Below are 14656 nucleotides of genomic sequence, written 5' to 3' on the forward strand. Positions count from 1 at the left end.
TACCGATAGCCGGGTTCCGTCATCGGCACCTCCCGGTCGATCCAGCTCCGCGAGCCCTCATGGCGAACACCGACCATCCCGCCGGACGTCACCCAGTCGGACGCACCGCCGGTTCCCTGTTATCCCACTGGGCCGAATGGCCCATTGACGCCCTCGGCGGTTACCAGTTGTATCGAAACGTCTACATGTAGGCATATTGCTATCCCTGCACACAGTCGTACGTTGCCGGTCGCCTGACGCGTCCGGGGATGAAGGCTGTCCGAGATACGGCGTGCCCGCTGTTGCTTCCCTGCCCGGGTGCGCCTCGGGAGGACACGGCTGATGAATCGCAAACGAGCGGGCCTGGCCCTGACCGCCAGTCTCGCCATGGTGCTCACGGCATTGGCGCAACCCGCCCAGGCCGAAGAACTTGTTGCCACGCGTGCGGCCGACCGCGCGGGCGTGGCGCTGGCGCAGAGCCCGGACGAATCGTTCCGGCGGTCCGCGACCACTGCCGGCGCCGCCGGGCTGTTTTACTCGTCCTACCAACGGACCTACCGGGGGCTGGAGGTTGTCGGCGGTGACGCGGTGATCGTCACCGATGGCCAGGGGCGCGTGCACGACCGCGTCACGGCGGACACCGCGCGGATCAACGTCGACACGCGGCCCACGCTGTCCGCGGCCGCTGCCAAGGACATCGCACTGAAGCAACTGTCCGTTGTGGACAATGTGGCCGAGCGACTGGTTGTCCTCGCGGGCGAGCGGCCCGCCTTGGCGTACGAGGTGGTGCTGACCGGATGGGCTTCCGAGCAGGTGCCGAGCGTGCTGCACGTGTTCGTCGATGCCAGGACCGGCGCGGTCCTCGACAGCTGGGACGAGGTCAAAGCCGGGACCGGCAACAGCTTCTACAACGGCAACCCGGTGACGATCGACACTCAGCAGAGCGGCAGCACGTTCTCCACCATCGACCCGACGCGCAGTGGCGTCCGGTGTGGCCGCTCCAGCAACCAGCAGGTGTTCACCGGACCCGATGACAACTGGGGCAACGGGTCCGGCACTGACCTGGAGACGGCCTGCGTCGACGCCCTTTACGGCGTGCAGAAGCAGTGGGACATGCTGCGGACGTGGCTCGGCCGCAACGGGATCAACGGCAACGGCGGCGGATTCCCTGCTTACGTCGGGCTTTCCGCGGTGAACGCGTTCTGGAACGGCAGTGCGGCTTCGTTCGGCCGGTCACAGGACGGACAGCGTCAGGTTGTGCCGATGGATGTTGTGGCGCATGAGTTCGGCCACGGCATCTTCCAGTTCACGCCCGGTGGTTCCGGTGGTGGCGGCAACGAGAAGGGCGGCCTGAACGAGTCGACCGGTGACATCTTCGGCGCGCTGACCGAACACTTCGCCAACAACCCGAACGACCCGCCGGACTACCAGGTCGGCGAAGAGGTCAACCTGGTCGGCAACGGCGCGATCCGGTTCATGTACCAGCCTTCGCTGCGCAACCACCCGAACTGCTACAGCTCGTCCATCCCGAACACGCCGGTGCACGCGGCGGCCGGCCCGCAGAACCACTGGTTCTACCTGCTCGCCGAGGGCAGCAACCCCGGCGGCGGCAAACCGACCAGCCCGACGTGCAACAACTCGACCGTGGTCGGCATCGGAATCCAGAAGGCAGGCCAGATCTTCTACAACGGCCTGCTGCGCAAGACCACAACGTGGACCCACGCCCGCGCGCGGGTCGCCACCCTGCAGTCCGCCAAGGCGCTGTTCCCTGGCAGCTGCACCGAGTTCAACGCGACCAAGGCCGCCTGGGCCGCGGTGAGCGTTCCGGCGCAGGCAGGCGAGCCTGCTTGTCCGTGACGTGATCACGTGGTGGCGGGCAGCTGTCCGCCACCACGGATCACTTCCACCAGACTGGCAAAACTCTCCGCACCACTCCCTGCCTCGATGCCGCGCGTCGTCAGCGAGTGGATCAACCTCGGCAACGCCGAATCCAGCCCACGTTGCTCGGTCGCGACGATCAGATGACGCATCAGCGGCTCGTCGAGCTCCAGCCATTCCTCGTCACCGGGATAGCTCCCGGCATCGATCTGTCCGGCGTAGCCCTCGATGACATCGGCGACTGTGCTCTTCAGCCACTGCGTCAACAGCGGCGTGAACGTCCTGGCCTCGACATTCACCAGGGCCGCCGACTGCAGGTATCCGATCAGCGTGGCCCAGGCGAAGTTCAGCATTGCCGCGTCGTAGAGCGATGCCGTCGCTGGATCCGGCCCGAGGTACGTGGCCGAACCAAGCCGGGCAAGGGTTTTCTCGTGGCGCGCGAAGACGTCCGGAGATCCACTGTAGACAAGGACCGTCTCCGGCCTGCCGACGTGTTCCGGGTGCGCCATCAACGCGCCGTCGAGATACCTGCCAGGAAACCGTTTCGCCGCCTCGACGGCCTCTTCGGTCGTACCCGACGTGAGGTTCACGATGTCCGGTCCTGGCGGCACATCCGGGACCGTGGAGTAGTCCTCGGCACAGATGACCACCAGCTCCGCTTGTCCCGCCACAGGTTCCAAGGCGTCCGCGATCGCCTTGGCACGGGGGTTCGCCCCGATCACTTCCGTTCGCACCTAACTTACATTATGTAGGTTAGCGGCCGGCCGCAAGCCTTTTGACGATCAACGTGGCCGTCGCGATCGCGTCGGCACGGGTGATCCGCTGGTCCGCAGCGGCACGGGCGAGGCCGTCTACCGCGCTGAGCATTCCGGTCAACGCCGGCAAGTCCAGGCGCGCGAACGGTTCGAGAGCAGCGGCGAACTCCGCGATGTAGAAATCTCGCGAGTCGTGTAGCACCTTCCGCGTTTCCGGGCTCCCGGCGAGCGCGGCGAAGACCTCCTCGCACTCCTGGCCCGCGTCAACCACACCATCGACATACGCGGTGGTCAGCACCGACGCGACCGCGCCGAGCGACCGGGCGCGTTGCCCCAACGCTTGCCTCATCGTCGCCACGATCCGCTGGTCATAGTCGCGATACAGCTCGACCAGCAGACCCTCGCGGGTTCCGAAGTGGTCGTACACGACTGGCCGGGTCACGCCCGCTTTCTCCGCGAGTGTGACCAGCGTCAAAGCGTTGGTTCCCTCGGCACGGATGATCCCCATCGCCGAGTCCAGCAACTGCCTCCGCCGGTCCGCACGGCTCAACCTGCCCATGCGTCCATTTAGCCACAGACTCCGATTGCCGTTGCGTCTCGGACGGCGAGTGGGTAACCTCGCGGTATCTCCCTCCTGTGGATGCAGGCGGACCGCCGCCCACGGAGAGTCTTTTCACCACCTTCGCCGGATGAGTTTCCCGGCATACCCACACCTAGGAACAACCATGCATGAAATCACCGGAATTCTGGACATTGTGGACAGAGGCGCGTACCTCCGTGCGGAGGGGTACCTGCCTGGTCCCGACGACGTCCAAGTCCCCATCGGACTGATCCGCAAACACGGAATGCGCCGTGGCGACACCGTCTCCGGCGTCACCGACGGCCGGAAAATGACCGAAGTCTCGCTGGTCAACGGCCAGTCCCCACGCCCTCGCCCGGAATTCGCCGACCTGGTCACCGTCCATCCTCAGGAACGTCTCCGCCTCGAAACCGAGCCGCACCTGTTGGCGACGCGTGCGTTGGACTTGCTCATGCCTGTCGGCAAGGGGCAACGCGCACTGATCGTCGCGCCGCCCAAAGCGGGCAAAACCACTGTGCTGCAGTCGATCGCGCACGGGATAGCGAAGAACCACCCCGAGTGCCACCAGATGCTGGTGCTGATCGGCGAACGTCCCGAGGAGGTCACCGATTTCGCCAGGGCCGTGCCCGGTGAGGTGATCGCCGCCACGTTCGACGAGCCGCCGCGTGACCACGTCGCGATCGCCGAACTGGCCGTCGAACGAGCCAAACGCATGGCTGAGGCAGGTCAGGACGTCGTCATCATCATGGACTCGCTGACCCGGCTGGGTCGTGCGTACAACCTCGCCGCGCCGACATCCGGCCGCATCTTGACCGGCGGTGTCGACTCAGGCGCCTTGGTCCAGCCCAAACGCTTGCTCGGCGCGGCCCGCAACCTCGAAAAGGCTGGCTCGATCACCATCTTCGCCACGGCCTTGGTGGACACGGGTTCGGCCGGCGACAGCGTGATGTTCGAGGAATACAAGGCGACCGGCAACGCCGAAGTCCGATTGGACCGCGCGATGGCGAACAAGCGCGTCTACCCGGCCATCGACCACAGCCAAACCAGCACTCGCCGCGAAGACCTGCTGCTCACTCCGTTCGAAAACGCCACCACTCAACTGCTGCGCCGCGCCTTGCACGGCCGTGACATCACTGTGTTGCTTGATGGTCTGCGCCGCACTCAGACCAACGCGGATTTCTTGCAGCAGCTGCGCAAGTAGTATGGCCGTATGCACCTGGGTGGCGCACCATCGTGGCGTGTGGGTTACGGCGGCTCACTGGCAGTCGACTTCGCCCTTTTCATCCGGGACACACTTGCCCTGTCCGTGGACACCAGGCCGCATGTGCCAAGCCTCGAACCAGTTCTGCCCGTCGCCATTCCCAACGGCGTCGACCGGGCCGCGATCGAGGCGGAATGGCCCGGCTGGTGGGACGACGTTCTCGAGTGGGCCCGGGAGGAAGTGCCGTCCCAGCAAGCGCTGACCATGGCACCGATGGTGGAAACCTCACCCGCGTTGGCCAACCGGCCTGCTTTGCGCGCTTCGGTCGCGGCACTGACCGTTCCCGCTGCGCGATACCACGCCGAGCTGAGCAAAACCTTTGTCTCGTCGCCACTTCCGATCAACGACGTGGTCCAGTCGGTTGAGCGGGAGCTCGGCAGGCCAGTGCGGCCGTTCAGCCTGGTGATCACTCAGGTCCGGGTGTCCGAGCCGATGTGGGAACCGCTCACCGAGACGCACGTGCTTGCTTCTCACCGGTTCACGGACTCCAAGGCGGTTGTTCCGGCGCTCCGCGAGATCATCTCGCCGCTGGCTTGAAACGCTGCCCGGTAGTCCCGCGGGGTGGTGCCGACGTGTTTGGCGAAGTGGTGACGCAGGGTCTCCGGTGACCCGAAGCCACACGTCTGGGCGATCCGCTCGACCGGAAGTCCTGTGGTCTCAAGCAGTTCACGGGCCCGCTGCAGTCTGCGGTCCAGCAACCACTGCAGTGGCGTCGTTCCCGTCTGGGCACGGAAGCGCCTCGAAAGGTGGCGAGTGCTCATGGTCGCCTTGGCCGCGATGTCCGCGATGGTCAGTGGGAGGTCGAGATTGTCCTGCATCCACTGCAGTACCGGGGTCAGGTCGTTGGTGTCCACGTCTGGTTCGGGGTGTTCGATGAACTGCGCCTGGCCGCCTGTCCGTTGTGGTGGCATGACGATCACTCTCGCCGTGTTCGCGGCGACGGCCGCGCCATGATCGAGACGGACCATGTGCAGGCAGAGGTCGAGGCCCGCGGCCACGCCCGCTGACGTGAGGATCTGTCCTTCGTCGATGAACAACACCGAAGGGTCGACTGTGACCTGTGGGAACGTCTTCGCCAGGTCGTCGGCCACGATCCAGTGGGTGGTGGCTTTCCGGCCGTCCAGAAGACCTGCGTAAGCCAGGACGAACGCGCCTGTGCAGACCGACGCGATCCGGGTGCCACGGGCAGCCGCGTCCCGCAGCAGCTTCAGGACCTTCGGAGACGGCGATGTGCCCGGCTCAATGCCAGGGACGATCAAGGTATCCGCGTCCACGGCGTCTTTCAGGGTGTAGCGCGAGGAGACCCGGAAGGACTCCTGACCATGGGATGTCGCCGTGACGGATCGTTCGGCGCAGACGCGGACTTCGTAGCCGGGCGTCGAACTGAACACCAGGCACGGGATGGTCAGCTCGAAGGCGACCACGCCGTCCAACGCGAGAACCGCGACTACGTGCATGGCCAGATCTTACGCATCCTGGGCATTACGGCCACTGTCGCGGGCCGGTGTCCGCCGAGAGAATTTGGCCATGTTTCGTGTGCACACAGTGCTCTATGACGGGGTCGAGCCGCAGGATTTCATTGGTCCGCTGGGGCCTTTACAGGTCGCCGATGGCGTTGAGCTCAAGTACGTCTGCGTTGACGGGCCCAAGACTGTTCCCACCGCCGCCGGGTTCGAGATCGCTGTCCGGCAGCCTTGGTCGCCCGATGATGCTGATTTGGTTCTGGTTCCAGGCGGTGGTTACGGGCCTGAATCCCCTGTGGACAGGGAGGTTCGGCGGGGCGTGATTGCTCAGGCTCTTGCTGCTGCTCGGCGTCCCGGGTTGGTTCTCGGCGCAGTGTGCACTGGGACGTTGTTGCTGGGCGACGTTGTCGTCGGGCGGCCGTGCACGAGTTTTGAGCTCGCCAAGGATGATTTGAAGGCTCGTGGGGCCAGCGTGATCGACAGCCGGGTGGTCGATGATGGCGATCTGGTCACCGCTGGTGGGGTGACGTCTGGGCTTGATCTCGGGTTGTGGCTGGTTGAGCGGTTCTTCGGGGTTGAGACGGCGTTGTTGGCCCAGCAGGTGCTCGCGTACGAGCGTCGCGGGCCGGTGTGGCTAGGCGGTCGCGATTCTGCGCAGCTCGTCGGCTGAGAGTTGCGCTTTGGCCAGGAACCCGGCCGCTGAGGACCGTGCGATTGCGTCGCCGTACTCGTCTTCGTCGCGGATTGAGCAGAGGACTATGACGAGGTTGGGTTGGGTCGCGTGCAGTTGGCGGCAGGTCACGAAGCCGTCCTGGTCGGGGAGGCCTATGTCGAGGAGGACCAGGTCTGGTTTGACCTGGGCCGCGGCCAGGATTGCCGCGGCTCCGGTCCCCACCTCGGCCGTGACTCGGTAGCCGCCCGCCTCCAGAACAGTGCGGGCCACCGATCTGAAGGCCGCGTTGTCGTCCACGATCAGCACGCCGGCCACTCGGTCAGTGTTCGGTGTTTCGGCGTTCGGGCACATCAGGGCTATCCCTGAGATCGTTCGGGGGCTTCGGGGCGCTCTGTGTCTACTTCGGCGCGCTCTAGCTCACCGCCGGCGCGCGCTGTGCCTACTTCGGCGCGCGCTGTGGTCATCTTCGGCGCGCTCCTGTGACTGGTCGGCGCGATTTGGTGTGGAGCCTCTGCGCCGCAAAGGACAGGGAAAGCGGGCAGGACCTGCGGCCCTGCCCCGCCGACAAGCTTATTTGCGGCGCCACTCCACACAAAATCGCGCCGACTACCACTTTTGGCGCGCCTTTCTGTGCCTGGGGCGCGCCTTCGCTTTCACTCGTGGCCCGCCTGCGTTGTCGATGGCTGCGCGCCTTGTCCCTCTTTCTGTCAGACCCCCTCTGTACTTTGGGTCATCGGGGGGTGCTCAGGTCGGGCACCGATTTTTGTCGGTGGCATGCCGTAGCCTCGCCGAGCCAGGTCTGCGTCTTCGCCGGGTGCGCCTTCGTTCACTCCAGGAAGGCCAGCACGGCCAGCACTCTTCTGTGGTGGTCTGCCGCGTCGGGCAGGTTCAGGCGTTCGAAGATTCGCCGGACGTGTGTTTCGACTGTCTTCGCGGCGACGTGCATCTTCGTGCTGATTGCTGAGTTTGATAGGCCTTGGGCCATCAGGGAAAGGACTTCGCGTTCACGTGCTGACAGTGCGTCCAGCCTGTGCCGGGGTTTGGTGAGCATTGCGTTGACCACCTCTTGGTCGAATACGCATCCGCCCGCCGCGATCTGCCGGACCGCGTCCAGGAAGTCCGGGCCGGATGCGCGGTCTTTCAGCAGGTAGCCGACGCCATGCGTTCCGCCGTCGACGAGATCCTTCAGATGTGCGGCTTCCACGTATTGTGACAGCAGCAATACGCCTACGCCTGGGTGTTCACGGCGAATGTCGGTTGCGGCGTGCAGGCCTTCGAGCTGGTGGGTCGGTGGCATTCGGATGTCGACGACCGCGATGTCCGGGCGCTTCTCCGCAACCATCGCGCGTAGGCCGTCCGGGTCTCCGACTTGGCCGACGATCGTGCATCCGTTGCTCTCCAACAACTCCGCTAAAGCTGCACGGAAGAGCCGGGCGTCGTCTGCTAGCACGACTCGTAACGTCATTCGTACTCCAAGGGCAAGACGACCTGGACTGTGGTTCCGTTGGCGTCGCTGCGAATTGTCAGTTGACCGTCCAGCGCGAAAGCTCTGTCCTGCAAGCCAAGCAGTCCTGTTCCGGCTTCCAGTGACGCCCCGCCGATGCCCGTCGTCGACGACTTCGAGGGACAGCGACGAGTCGGCACACAACACTGTGACGCGGATGGTTTTGGCTTGCGCATGTTTGAGGGCGTTGGTTAGGGCTTCGGCGGCGACGTAGTAGGCGGTTGCTTCGACGGGCGGGGGTAGTTTGGGCAACGCGGCGACGCAGACTTCGACGGGTTGTGGTGATCGTGCGGCCAATGCTCGTAGTGCTGCGCCGAGGCCTGCTTCGCTGAGCACTGCGGGGTGGATTCCTCGGGCCAGTTCGCGGAGTTCGCGTAGTGCTTCGGTGAGTCCGTCGGCGCTTCGGGTCAAGTAGTCAGCGAGTTTGTCGTCCTGTGAAGGGAGGTCGTCGAGGCGTTGACGTGCCAGCTTTAGCAACAACGCGACCGTCACCAGTTGTTGCTGGGCCCCATCATGTAGGTCACGTTCCACTCGTCGGCGTTGTTCATCGCCTGCGGCAACGATGCGCGCCCGCGACGCGCGCACTTCGACCAACTGGGCGCGTACCTCGGCGGCGAGTCTTTGGTTGTCCAATTCCAATGCGGCCGCTGATTTGACGGCCTCGAGGACGTGGCGGTCTTCGCGTAGGGCGGGATCGTGTAGCAACGCTGCCACCTGACGGCCCTCGCGGACGACAACGGAGACGGACTGATCGGGTGGAATCGTGAGGGGTTGGCCCTCCAGATCTACATAATCACCGTTGTCCTCGCGGTAGTACGCCACGCGTAACGATGGGTCGCCGAGTGCCTTGGCCAACAGGTTCTGCAATTCTGTCGGCGCGGATCGGGGCAGTTTCACCAATAAGTCCGCGACGTTCGTACGGCCCAGCCGGATCCGCCATACTCCGGCTAGGAACGCCAGCGGCAGCATCAGGACCGCGGCGTGGCCGATGTCGCTGATCAGTGACGTGTTCAGGATCGGCCCGAGCAACGATTGGACGGAGCCCAACAGTCCGGTGAGCACTACCGGGGCGAGCACTCGGCGGGCGGGCCGGGACGCGGTGATCCAGCGGACCGCGAGGACGATCACGACCATCGCGCTCACCACGGCCTGGACCGTCGAGATCACGTCGCGGACCCAGTACACCTCCCAGATCAGCAGCAGATTCTCGGTAACCGTGGGAAACGCGACCGTGCTCAACGGGACAAGCCCGAACACCGCCACGTAGCCGATCATCACCACGACACGGTCGATCCGCGATCGCAGTTCGCCGGTCGGGAACGCCAGCACCAGGTGCAGCAACAGTCCCGTGGACGCCGACCGGAGCAACAGGCCGATCGTGTGCGTCAGCGGGTCCACCGCGACCTGCAGGTCCTCGGCGAACCAGCCGAAGCCGACCAGCACCATCAGCAGCCCAGTCCGGTTGTCCGGCTGACGCCAGTGCGCGATCGATCCGGCCACCAGATACAGCACCCCGACTGTGCCGGAGAACAGCGTGGTCGTCGAAGTTTCGTGCCTGCCGGACGCGCTCAGCACGAGCACCATCCCGCCGAACAGCGCACCCGCTGCCGCGAGCGCGGCGACGAAACGCATCGACAGGGCCGTCACATTCGGACCTCGCCCCAGGTTTGACCGGCGTTACGGCACATTCGGGTGAAACGTGCCGCCAGACAGGCGATCTTGACGACCTGGTTCTACGCCGAGCAACCGCAGATACGCCAGCAATGGCTGTGAGTGACTGTGCAGGTTGGCGACCGGGTACGCCTGCATCGCCACGCCCATGTCGGGCATCGCCCATGTCTCACCGGGACGGTCGCTTTCCGGCGGAAGGTACGCGTCCGGTCCGGACAACGTGCCTGACCAGATGTCCGGGTACGCGGCCGCGTGCGAGTGCAGCGTCATCCTTCGCCACTCGTCCCACGCCATGTCCGAGTTGTGCCGGGCGGCCGCCCAGATCAGCGTCATGTTGATCGAGAACCAGACCGCACCGGGCGTCGGCCAGCGGACCCGTGCGCCGAGTGGCGATCCGGCGCGACAGGTCTCGTCGATCGTTCGCAACAGGTCCCTGGCTTGCTCGGGTTCGGCCGCGCCGGACAGGATCGCCCACGGCTGGACCTCCAGCCACAGTTCGTCGTCGCCGATCGGGCCGGTGCCGTAGGCGCGGCGGAACCACCGGCCGTTCCACTCGTCCGCGACTCGCAGCCGCAGGTCGTCGGCGAGCTCGCGGGCTTCGGCAGCGGTGTCCGGGTCCGCGATCTGCGCGTAGACCGGCAAAACCCACGCGGCCATGGCGGAGTTGAGCACCGACTCGCCGTGCTCGACCATCCATTCCCTGTCCACTCCGGACTCGACGATCGCGACGTCGTTCCAGTCGGCGTTGAGAATCCGGACGTGCCCGCGCTCGCCGAGCCCGACCCGGTCGACGAAGAACCGGAACTGCCTGCGCAGGTGCTCACCCAACGACACCGGCTCGGCCTGGTGGATCGGGTGGTACGGCACGGCTTCGGCGAGCGCCTGCACGTCACCGGTGGCCGAGACGTACTCGGCGCCGAGCCAGAGCGCCCAGAGATTCTGGTCGGAGGGCCGGAACAGCTGTGTCCACGGCTGCTTTCGGCCATCCAGCGCGTACGGGAGATCGCCATCCGGGCTACCCCACGCGCATGTGTTGCGCAGCACGGACAATGCGAGATCTGGTTCAAAGTAGACCAACGGAAGCGCGTGCTGTAGCGGATCTCGGGCGGCGCCGTTGAACCCGTGCCGGAAGGAATACGCCGATCCTTGATCCAAGGTGTGGCCGCCGAGCAGGCCGTCAACGCACGCGGCACCGGTGAGCATCGCCGCGTGCCACGGGACTTCGATTTCGGCTTCCGGTGCATGTTCCGAGCTGGCACGCGGCAGCCGTTCACGCAATCTTCGCAGACTGTTTTCGTAGACAGCCGTATCCACTGGGCCGTCATCGATTCCGAAGCGGAACCACACCGTTGTTGTTTGCTCCGGCACAAGATCGAGATGCCGTTCCACAGTCAGCGTTCCGTCGGCGGTTTCGACACGAGTACCGCCGATTTCCTCAAGTACGACGACTGCCGTGGCAGGCGGGTTTTCTCCCCTCGGCGGGCCGAATTCCAGGCTGACCAGGCGCTGCCTGACCTCCCACCGCTCGGTCAACGTCGGCCGGAGCGCGGTTTTGCTCGTGATGTCCACCCGGATCAGCAGCCACGGCGACTCGCCTTCCGGGCACAGCACTGTGCGTTCCAGCACAACGTCGTCATCCGCCTTGGTGACCCGTAAGAACGTCGGACCAAAAAGGATCTTGCCAGGGGCCGTCAGGCCGGAAAGGTCGCATTCGCCGGTATGTTCGGCGATCCACCGGCAGTCGACGTATTCATCCCATACGCCACAAAGCCCATCACTGTCGGCCACCAGGGTGATTCGGCGATTCCCCAGGTGGACGACGTTTTTTGTGGACGGTGGATCGATCAACGGATCCCACTGCCGCGGCCCGGCCGTGCAGGCGAAAGCGGGTAGATCCTCCGCACGAGTCCATTCCCCGAACGCGCTCACACTGTCAGCATTGCAGTTCATGCGAGCAACTGTCTGCGCCCTTGTGGCCGTTCTGCTCACGCACACCGTCACGGCCGCCGCCAACGCCGCCCCGGAACCGGGCTGCGCGTCCGTGATCGATTCGACCGCGTTCACCTCGGAAGCCGAGTTGCGGCAGATGAACGCGACCATCGCGGGCTTCGGCCTGCGCACCACCGCGAGCCCCGCGCACCGGCGGCTGGTCGACTGGCTCGAGCGCGAGGTCCGGCGGATGCCCGGGATCACGACGCGGTCGGAGACCTCGAAGATCCGCCGCTGGCTGCCGGTTACCGGCGATCTGGCGTCGACCGGGCTTCTTTTCGTTGGCCATGAACGGATTCCGGTCGCCGGTGCGATCCCGTACACCAAGCCGACGCTGTTCAGCTCCGGTGAACTGGTCTACCTCAAGGATCCGATCACCGCGGCGAACGCCCGCGGCAAGGTCGTCATCCGTGACTTCCCGGCCGTGGACCGGGGATATCTCGCCGAAGCGGCGCTGAACAAAGACCTGGTCGACGCCGGGCTGGCCGGAGCGGCGGGATTGATCATCGCTTTCGACTTCCCGCGCGCACAGGTCAGCGGCTACTACGACCCGCACACAGGCACGCATTACCGCGTCCCAGGGGTTTTCGTCGGCGGCGCGGAAGCCCAGCAGCTCAAGCAAGCAGTTGGTAGCCGGGCGCACCTGGCGATCCTGGCGATCACCGGCCGGGCCACCACCCGGTCGGTGATCGCGACATTGCCGGGACAGCACAAGGAAAAGATCGTCTTCGACGCCAACACCGACGGCAACACATGGGTTCAGGAGAACGCCAACGCGGCATTGCTGGCACTGGCCAAGTACTTCGCGCACCAACCGCTGCGTTGCCGTCCGCGGACGATCGAGTTCGTCTTCGCCACCGGCCATCTCCACCGGCCAGCAGAGGGAACGGAGTTGTACGCCCGCAAGCTCGACGCGCAGTACGACGACGGAACCGTGGCTTTCGCGTTCGCCCTCGAACACCTCGGCACCCGTGAGTACGTCCGCGTCGGCCAGGAACTCCAGACATCGGGTCTGAGCGAAGTCTTCGGCTGGTTCGCCGGAAGCCCGGTGCTGTCGACCGCGGCTCAGAACGCGATCGCCCGGCACGGCCTGGATCGGGTGTTCGTGTTGCCAGGCATCGACTCGCCGGTGCCCGGCCGCGTACCGCCGCAGTGCTCGTTCGGCGGCCTCGGCACGCACTTTCACAGCCACCTGATCCCCAGCATGGCGATGATCTCCGGGCCGTGGTCGCTGTGGGCACCGTCGTTCGGCTCGCAGGCGATCGACTTCGCCCGCATGCGCGCCCAGACCCTCGCCGCTGGTGACACGGTCCTCGCACTGGCCAACGTGCCGCGCGCCGAGATCGCCGGGCCGTACCTGGCGTATCGCCAAGCTCGCGCGGCCGGAGCACCGACCTGCTCGCACGAGCTGCCACCAGAGGATTGACAAAAGAAGTTTTTACGTTCAAGGTAGCCTTATTATGAAAGAGGTGTTTTACATTGACCGGTTTGAGCAGGCCGAGGCCCTGCTCAAACCGCAGCGCGTCGAGGTGCTCCGGCAGCTGGCTGTCCCGAAGTCGTGCACGGAGGTCGGCAGCGTGCTGGGGCAGTCGCCGCAGCGGGTGTACTACCACGTGAAGAAGCTGGTGGACGCCGGCCTGGTGACCCTGGTCAGTGAACGCCGGGTGCGTGGCATCCAGGAAGGCGTGTACCAGGCGAGTGCGCAGTCGTATTGGCTGTCGCCGCAACTGGTGGGCACGGTCGGGCCCAGGAAGGTGCAGGACGAGCTGAGCCTCGGATACCTGCTGAACCTCGTCGAGGAAGTACACGACGACCTGGCCAAGATCGACGGTGGGCCGACACTGGGGGTGTCGGGAGAAATCCGTCTGCCCAAAGGGAATCGGAAAGCCTTCCTGGACGACCTACGCGCGACATTGCAGGAGCTGTTCGCCCGCCACGGCGGCGCCGAGGGCGAAGCCTTCCGTCTGGCCGTGGCCTGCTACCCCAAGGAGACAGCCGATGAGTGACACCCTCGCGCTCGAAGCACACCTGTCCACACCACCAGCCGAGGTCCACGAAGCACTGACCTCACCCGCCGCACTCCAAGTCTGGCTGGCGGAGCACGCGGAAGTCTCGTTGCCAGACAAGCAATACACGTTCTGGGGCAAGTACACACCGCAGGGATCCAAAGCGGCACAGGAACTCCTCGCCGTATCGGATGATTCGTTGAGCTTCTCGTGGACCCTCGACAACGAGGAAACCACGGTCACTTACTCGCTGGTCCCGTCGCCAACCGGCACAGTCCTGCGCGTAGAGCAGACAAACCTGCCCACGCTGGAAGAACTGATGAACCCGCCGGGCAGGCGCGACGGCAGGCATTCCATGCACACCTTCTGGGGCCTGGCCTTGGCCAACCTGGCGGAATACCTCGACGGCAGGCCACAAACGCCGAAGGCCGACTTCAGCCCGGACCGGTCGCCGGAGATCAGGGTCTCGTTGACGGTCGCGGCGCCAGCCTCGGAGGTGTTCGCGAGCCTGATCGACCCGGCCGCGATCAAGAAGTGGTTCGGCTGGGAAGCGACGGTGGAACCACGAGTCGGTGGCAAGATCGCGGTGGGTGTCGATGGCAAGATCTTCGAGTTCGAGCCGAACAAGAAGCTCGTCTACGGCGACGACGAAGGCTCGGTGGTGCACTGGGAACTCGAAGGCTCGGAAGGCAGAACGCACCTGACCTTCGTCCAGAGTGGATATACCGACGACGAGCTGGACAGTGCCGCTCAACACGAAGCCGGGTGGCTCGGTGGCCTCGCAGAACTGAAGCGAATGCACGAACTCGGCCCAGCCTGGACCCCACTGACCACCGAACTACCGGACGAAGCATAAACGAACCGCCAAGCAACCCAGGTTGACTAAACTCGATTTTG

General features: G+C 65.2%; 13 protein-coding genes. 7 read left to right on the forward strand and 6 right to left on the reverse strand.

Going from position 1 to position 14656, the window contains the following annotated elements:
- Positions 1-321 precede the first annotated feature (321 nt).
- The gene (locus tag B9C43_RS42310) at positions 322-1836 is read left to right on the forward strand and encodes a M4 family metallopeptidase (RefSeq protein ID WP_084433029.1); all 1515 of its coding nucleotides are present in this window, start codon (positions 322-324) and stop codon (positions 1834-1836) included.
- A 5-nt stretch (positions 1837-1841) separates the two neighbouring features.
- On the opposite strand, the gene B9C43_RS42315 is transcribed toward B9C43_RS42310, so the two are convergent.
- Both B9C43_RS42315 and B9C43_RS42320 read right to left on the reverse strand, forming a co-directional pair.
- Positions 1842-2591: an imine reductase family protein gene (locus B9C43_RS42315; protein WP_143446972.1), complete on the reverse strand. Its 750-nt coding sequence runs from the start codon at positions 2589-2591 to the stop codon at positions 1842-1844.
- Positions 2592-2610: 19 nt separating this feature from the next.
- Positions 2611-3171, reverse strand: coding sequence for a TetR/AcrR family transcriptional regulator (locus tag B9C43_RS42320; protein WP_033380662.1), 561 nt, complete (start codon positions 3169-3171; stop codon positions 2611-2613).
- A gap of 166 nt (positions 3172-3337) precedes the next feature.
- Here B9C43_RS42320 and rho point away from each other — a divergent pair, with 166 nt between their 5' ends.
- Entirely contained in the window at positions 3338-4393 is a 1056-nt protein-coding gene (rho, locus tag B9C43_RS42325) for a transcription termination factor Rho (protein WP_084433030.1), read from the forward strand.
- Between the two features lie 9 nt (positions 4394-4402).
- Positions 4403-4990, forward strand: a complete 588-nt coding sequence (locus tag B9C43_RS42330; protein WP_033380660.1) for a hypothetical protein — start codon at positions 4403-4405, stop codon at positions 4988-4990.
- Here B9C43_RS42330 and B9C43_RS42335 read toward each other — a convergent pair.
- The gene (locus B9C43_RS42335) at positions 4924-5910 is read right to left on the reverse strand and encodes a GlxA family transcriptional regulator (RefSeq protein WP_084433031.1); all 987 of its coding nucleotides are present in this window, start codon (positions 5908-5910) and stop codon (positions 4924-4926) included. The genes B9C43_RS42330 and B9C43_RS42335 overlap by 67 nt on opposite strands.
- A 70-nt stretch (positions 5911-5980) precedes the next feature.
- Here B9C43_RS42335 and B9C43_RS42340 point away from each other — a divergent pair, with 70 nt between their 5' ends.
- Positions 5981-6586 (forward strand): DJ-1/PfpI family protein, encoded by a 606-nt coding sequence (locus B9C43_RS42340; RefSeq protein WP_235039169.1) that lies wholly within the window; start codon positions 5981-5983, stop codon positions 6584-6586.
- On the opposite strand, the gene B9C43_RS42345 is transcribed toward B9C43_RS42340, so the two are convergent.
- The 3 genes from B9C43_RS42345 to B9C43_RS42355 all read right to left on the reverse strand — a co-directional run bounded on the left by B9C43_RS42345 (position 6551) and on the right by B9C43_RS42355 (position 11714).
- Positions 6551-6904, reverse strand: a complete 354-nt coding sequence (locus B9C43_RS42345) for a response regulator (RefSeq protein WP_235039170.1) — start codon at positions 6902-6904, stop codon at positions 6551-6553. The genes B9C43_RS42340 and B9C43_RS42345 overlap by 36 nt on opposite strands.
- A 511-nt stretch (positions 6905-7415) precedes the next feature.
- Positions 7416-9740 (reverse strand): helix-turn-helix transcriptional regulator, encoded by a 2325-nt coding sequence (locus B9C43_RS59975; protein WP_084433034.1) that lies wholly within the window; start codon positions 9738-9740, stop codon positions 7416-7418.
- Between the two features lie 30 nt (positions 9741-9770).
- Positions 9771-11714 (reverse strand): GH36-type glycosyl hydrolase domain-containing protein, encoded by a 1944-nt coding sequence (locus tag B9C43_RS42355; protein ID WP_160097078.1) that lies wholly within the window; start codon positions 11712-11714, stop codon positions 9771-9773.
- Between B9C43_RS42355 and B9C43_RS42360 the strand changes: the two genes are divergently transcribed.
- Genes B9C43_RS42360 through B9C43_RS42370 form a run of 3 tightly spaced genes read left to right on the forward strand, consistent with a single transcriptional unit; the run spans position 11713 to position 14615 of the window.
- Entirely contained in the window at positions 11713-13179 is a 1467-nt protein-coding gene (locus B9C43_RS42360) for a PA domain-containing protein (RefSeq protein ID WP_160097080.1), read from the forward strand. The genes B9C43_RS42355 and B9C43_RS42360 overlap by 2 nt on opposite strands.
- A 34-nt stretch (positions 13180-13213) precedes the next feature.
- Positions 13214-13759, forward strand: a complete 546-nt coding sequence (locus B9C43_RS42365) for an ArsR/SmtB family transcription factor (protein WP_033380649.1) — start codon at positions 13214-13216, stop codon at positions 13757-13759.
- Complete coding sequence (locus B9C43_RS42370) at positions 13752-14615, forward strand: SRPBCC family protein (protein ID WP_084433037.1); 864 nt, start codon at positions 13752-13754, stop codon at positions 14613-14615. The genes B9C43_RS42365 and B9C43_RS42370 overlap by 8 nt, the downstream gene beginning before the upstream one ends.
- Positions 14616-14656: the final 41 nt, after the last annotated feature.

It is taken from the genome of Kibdelosporangium aridum, from assembly GCF_900176515.1.
GTDB lineage: Bacteria > Actinomycetota > Actinomycetes > Mycobacteriales > Pseudonocardiaceae > Kibdelosporangium > Kibdelosporangium aridum.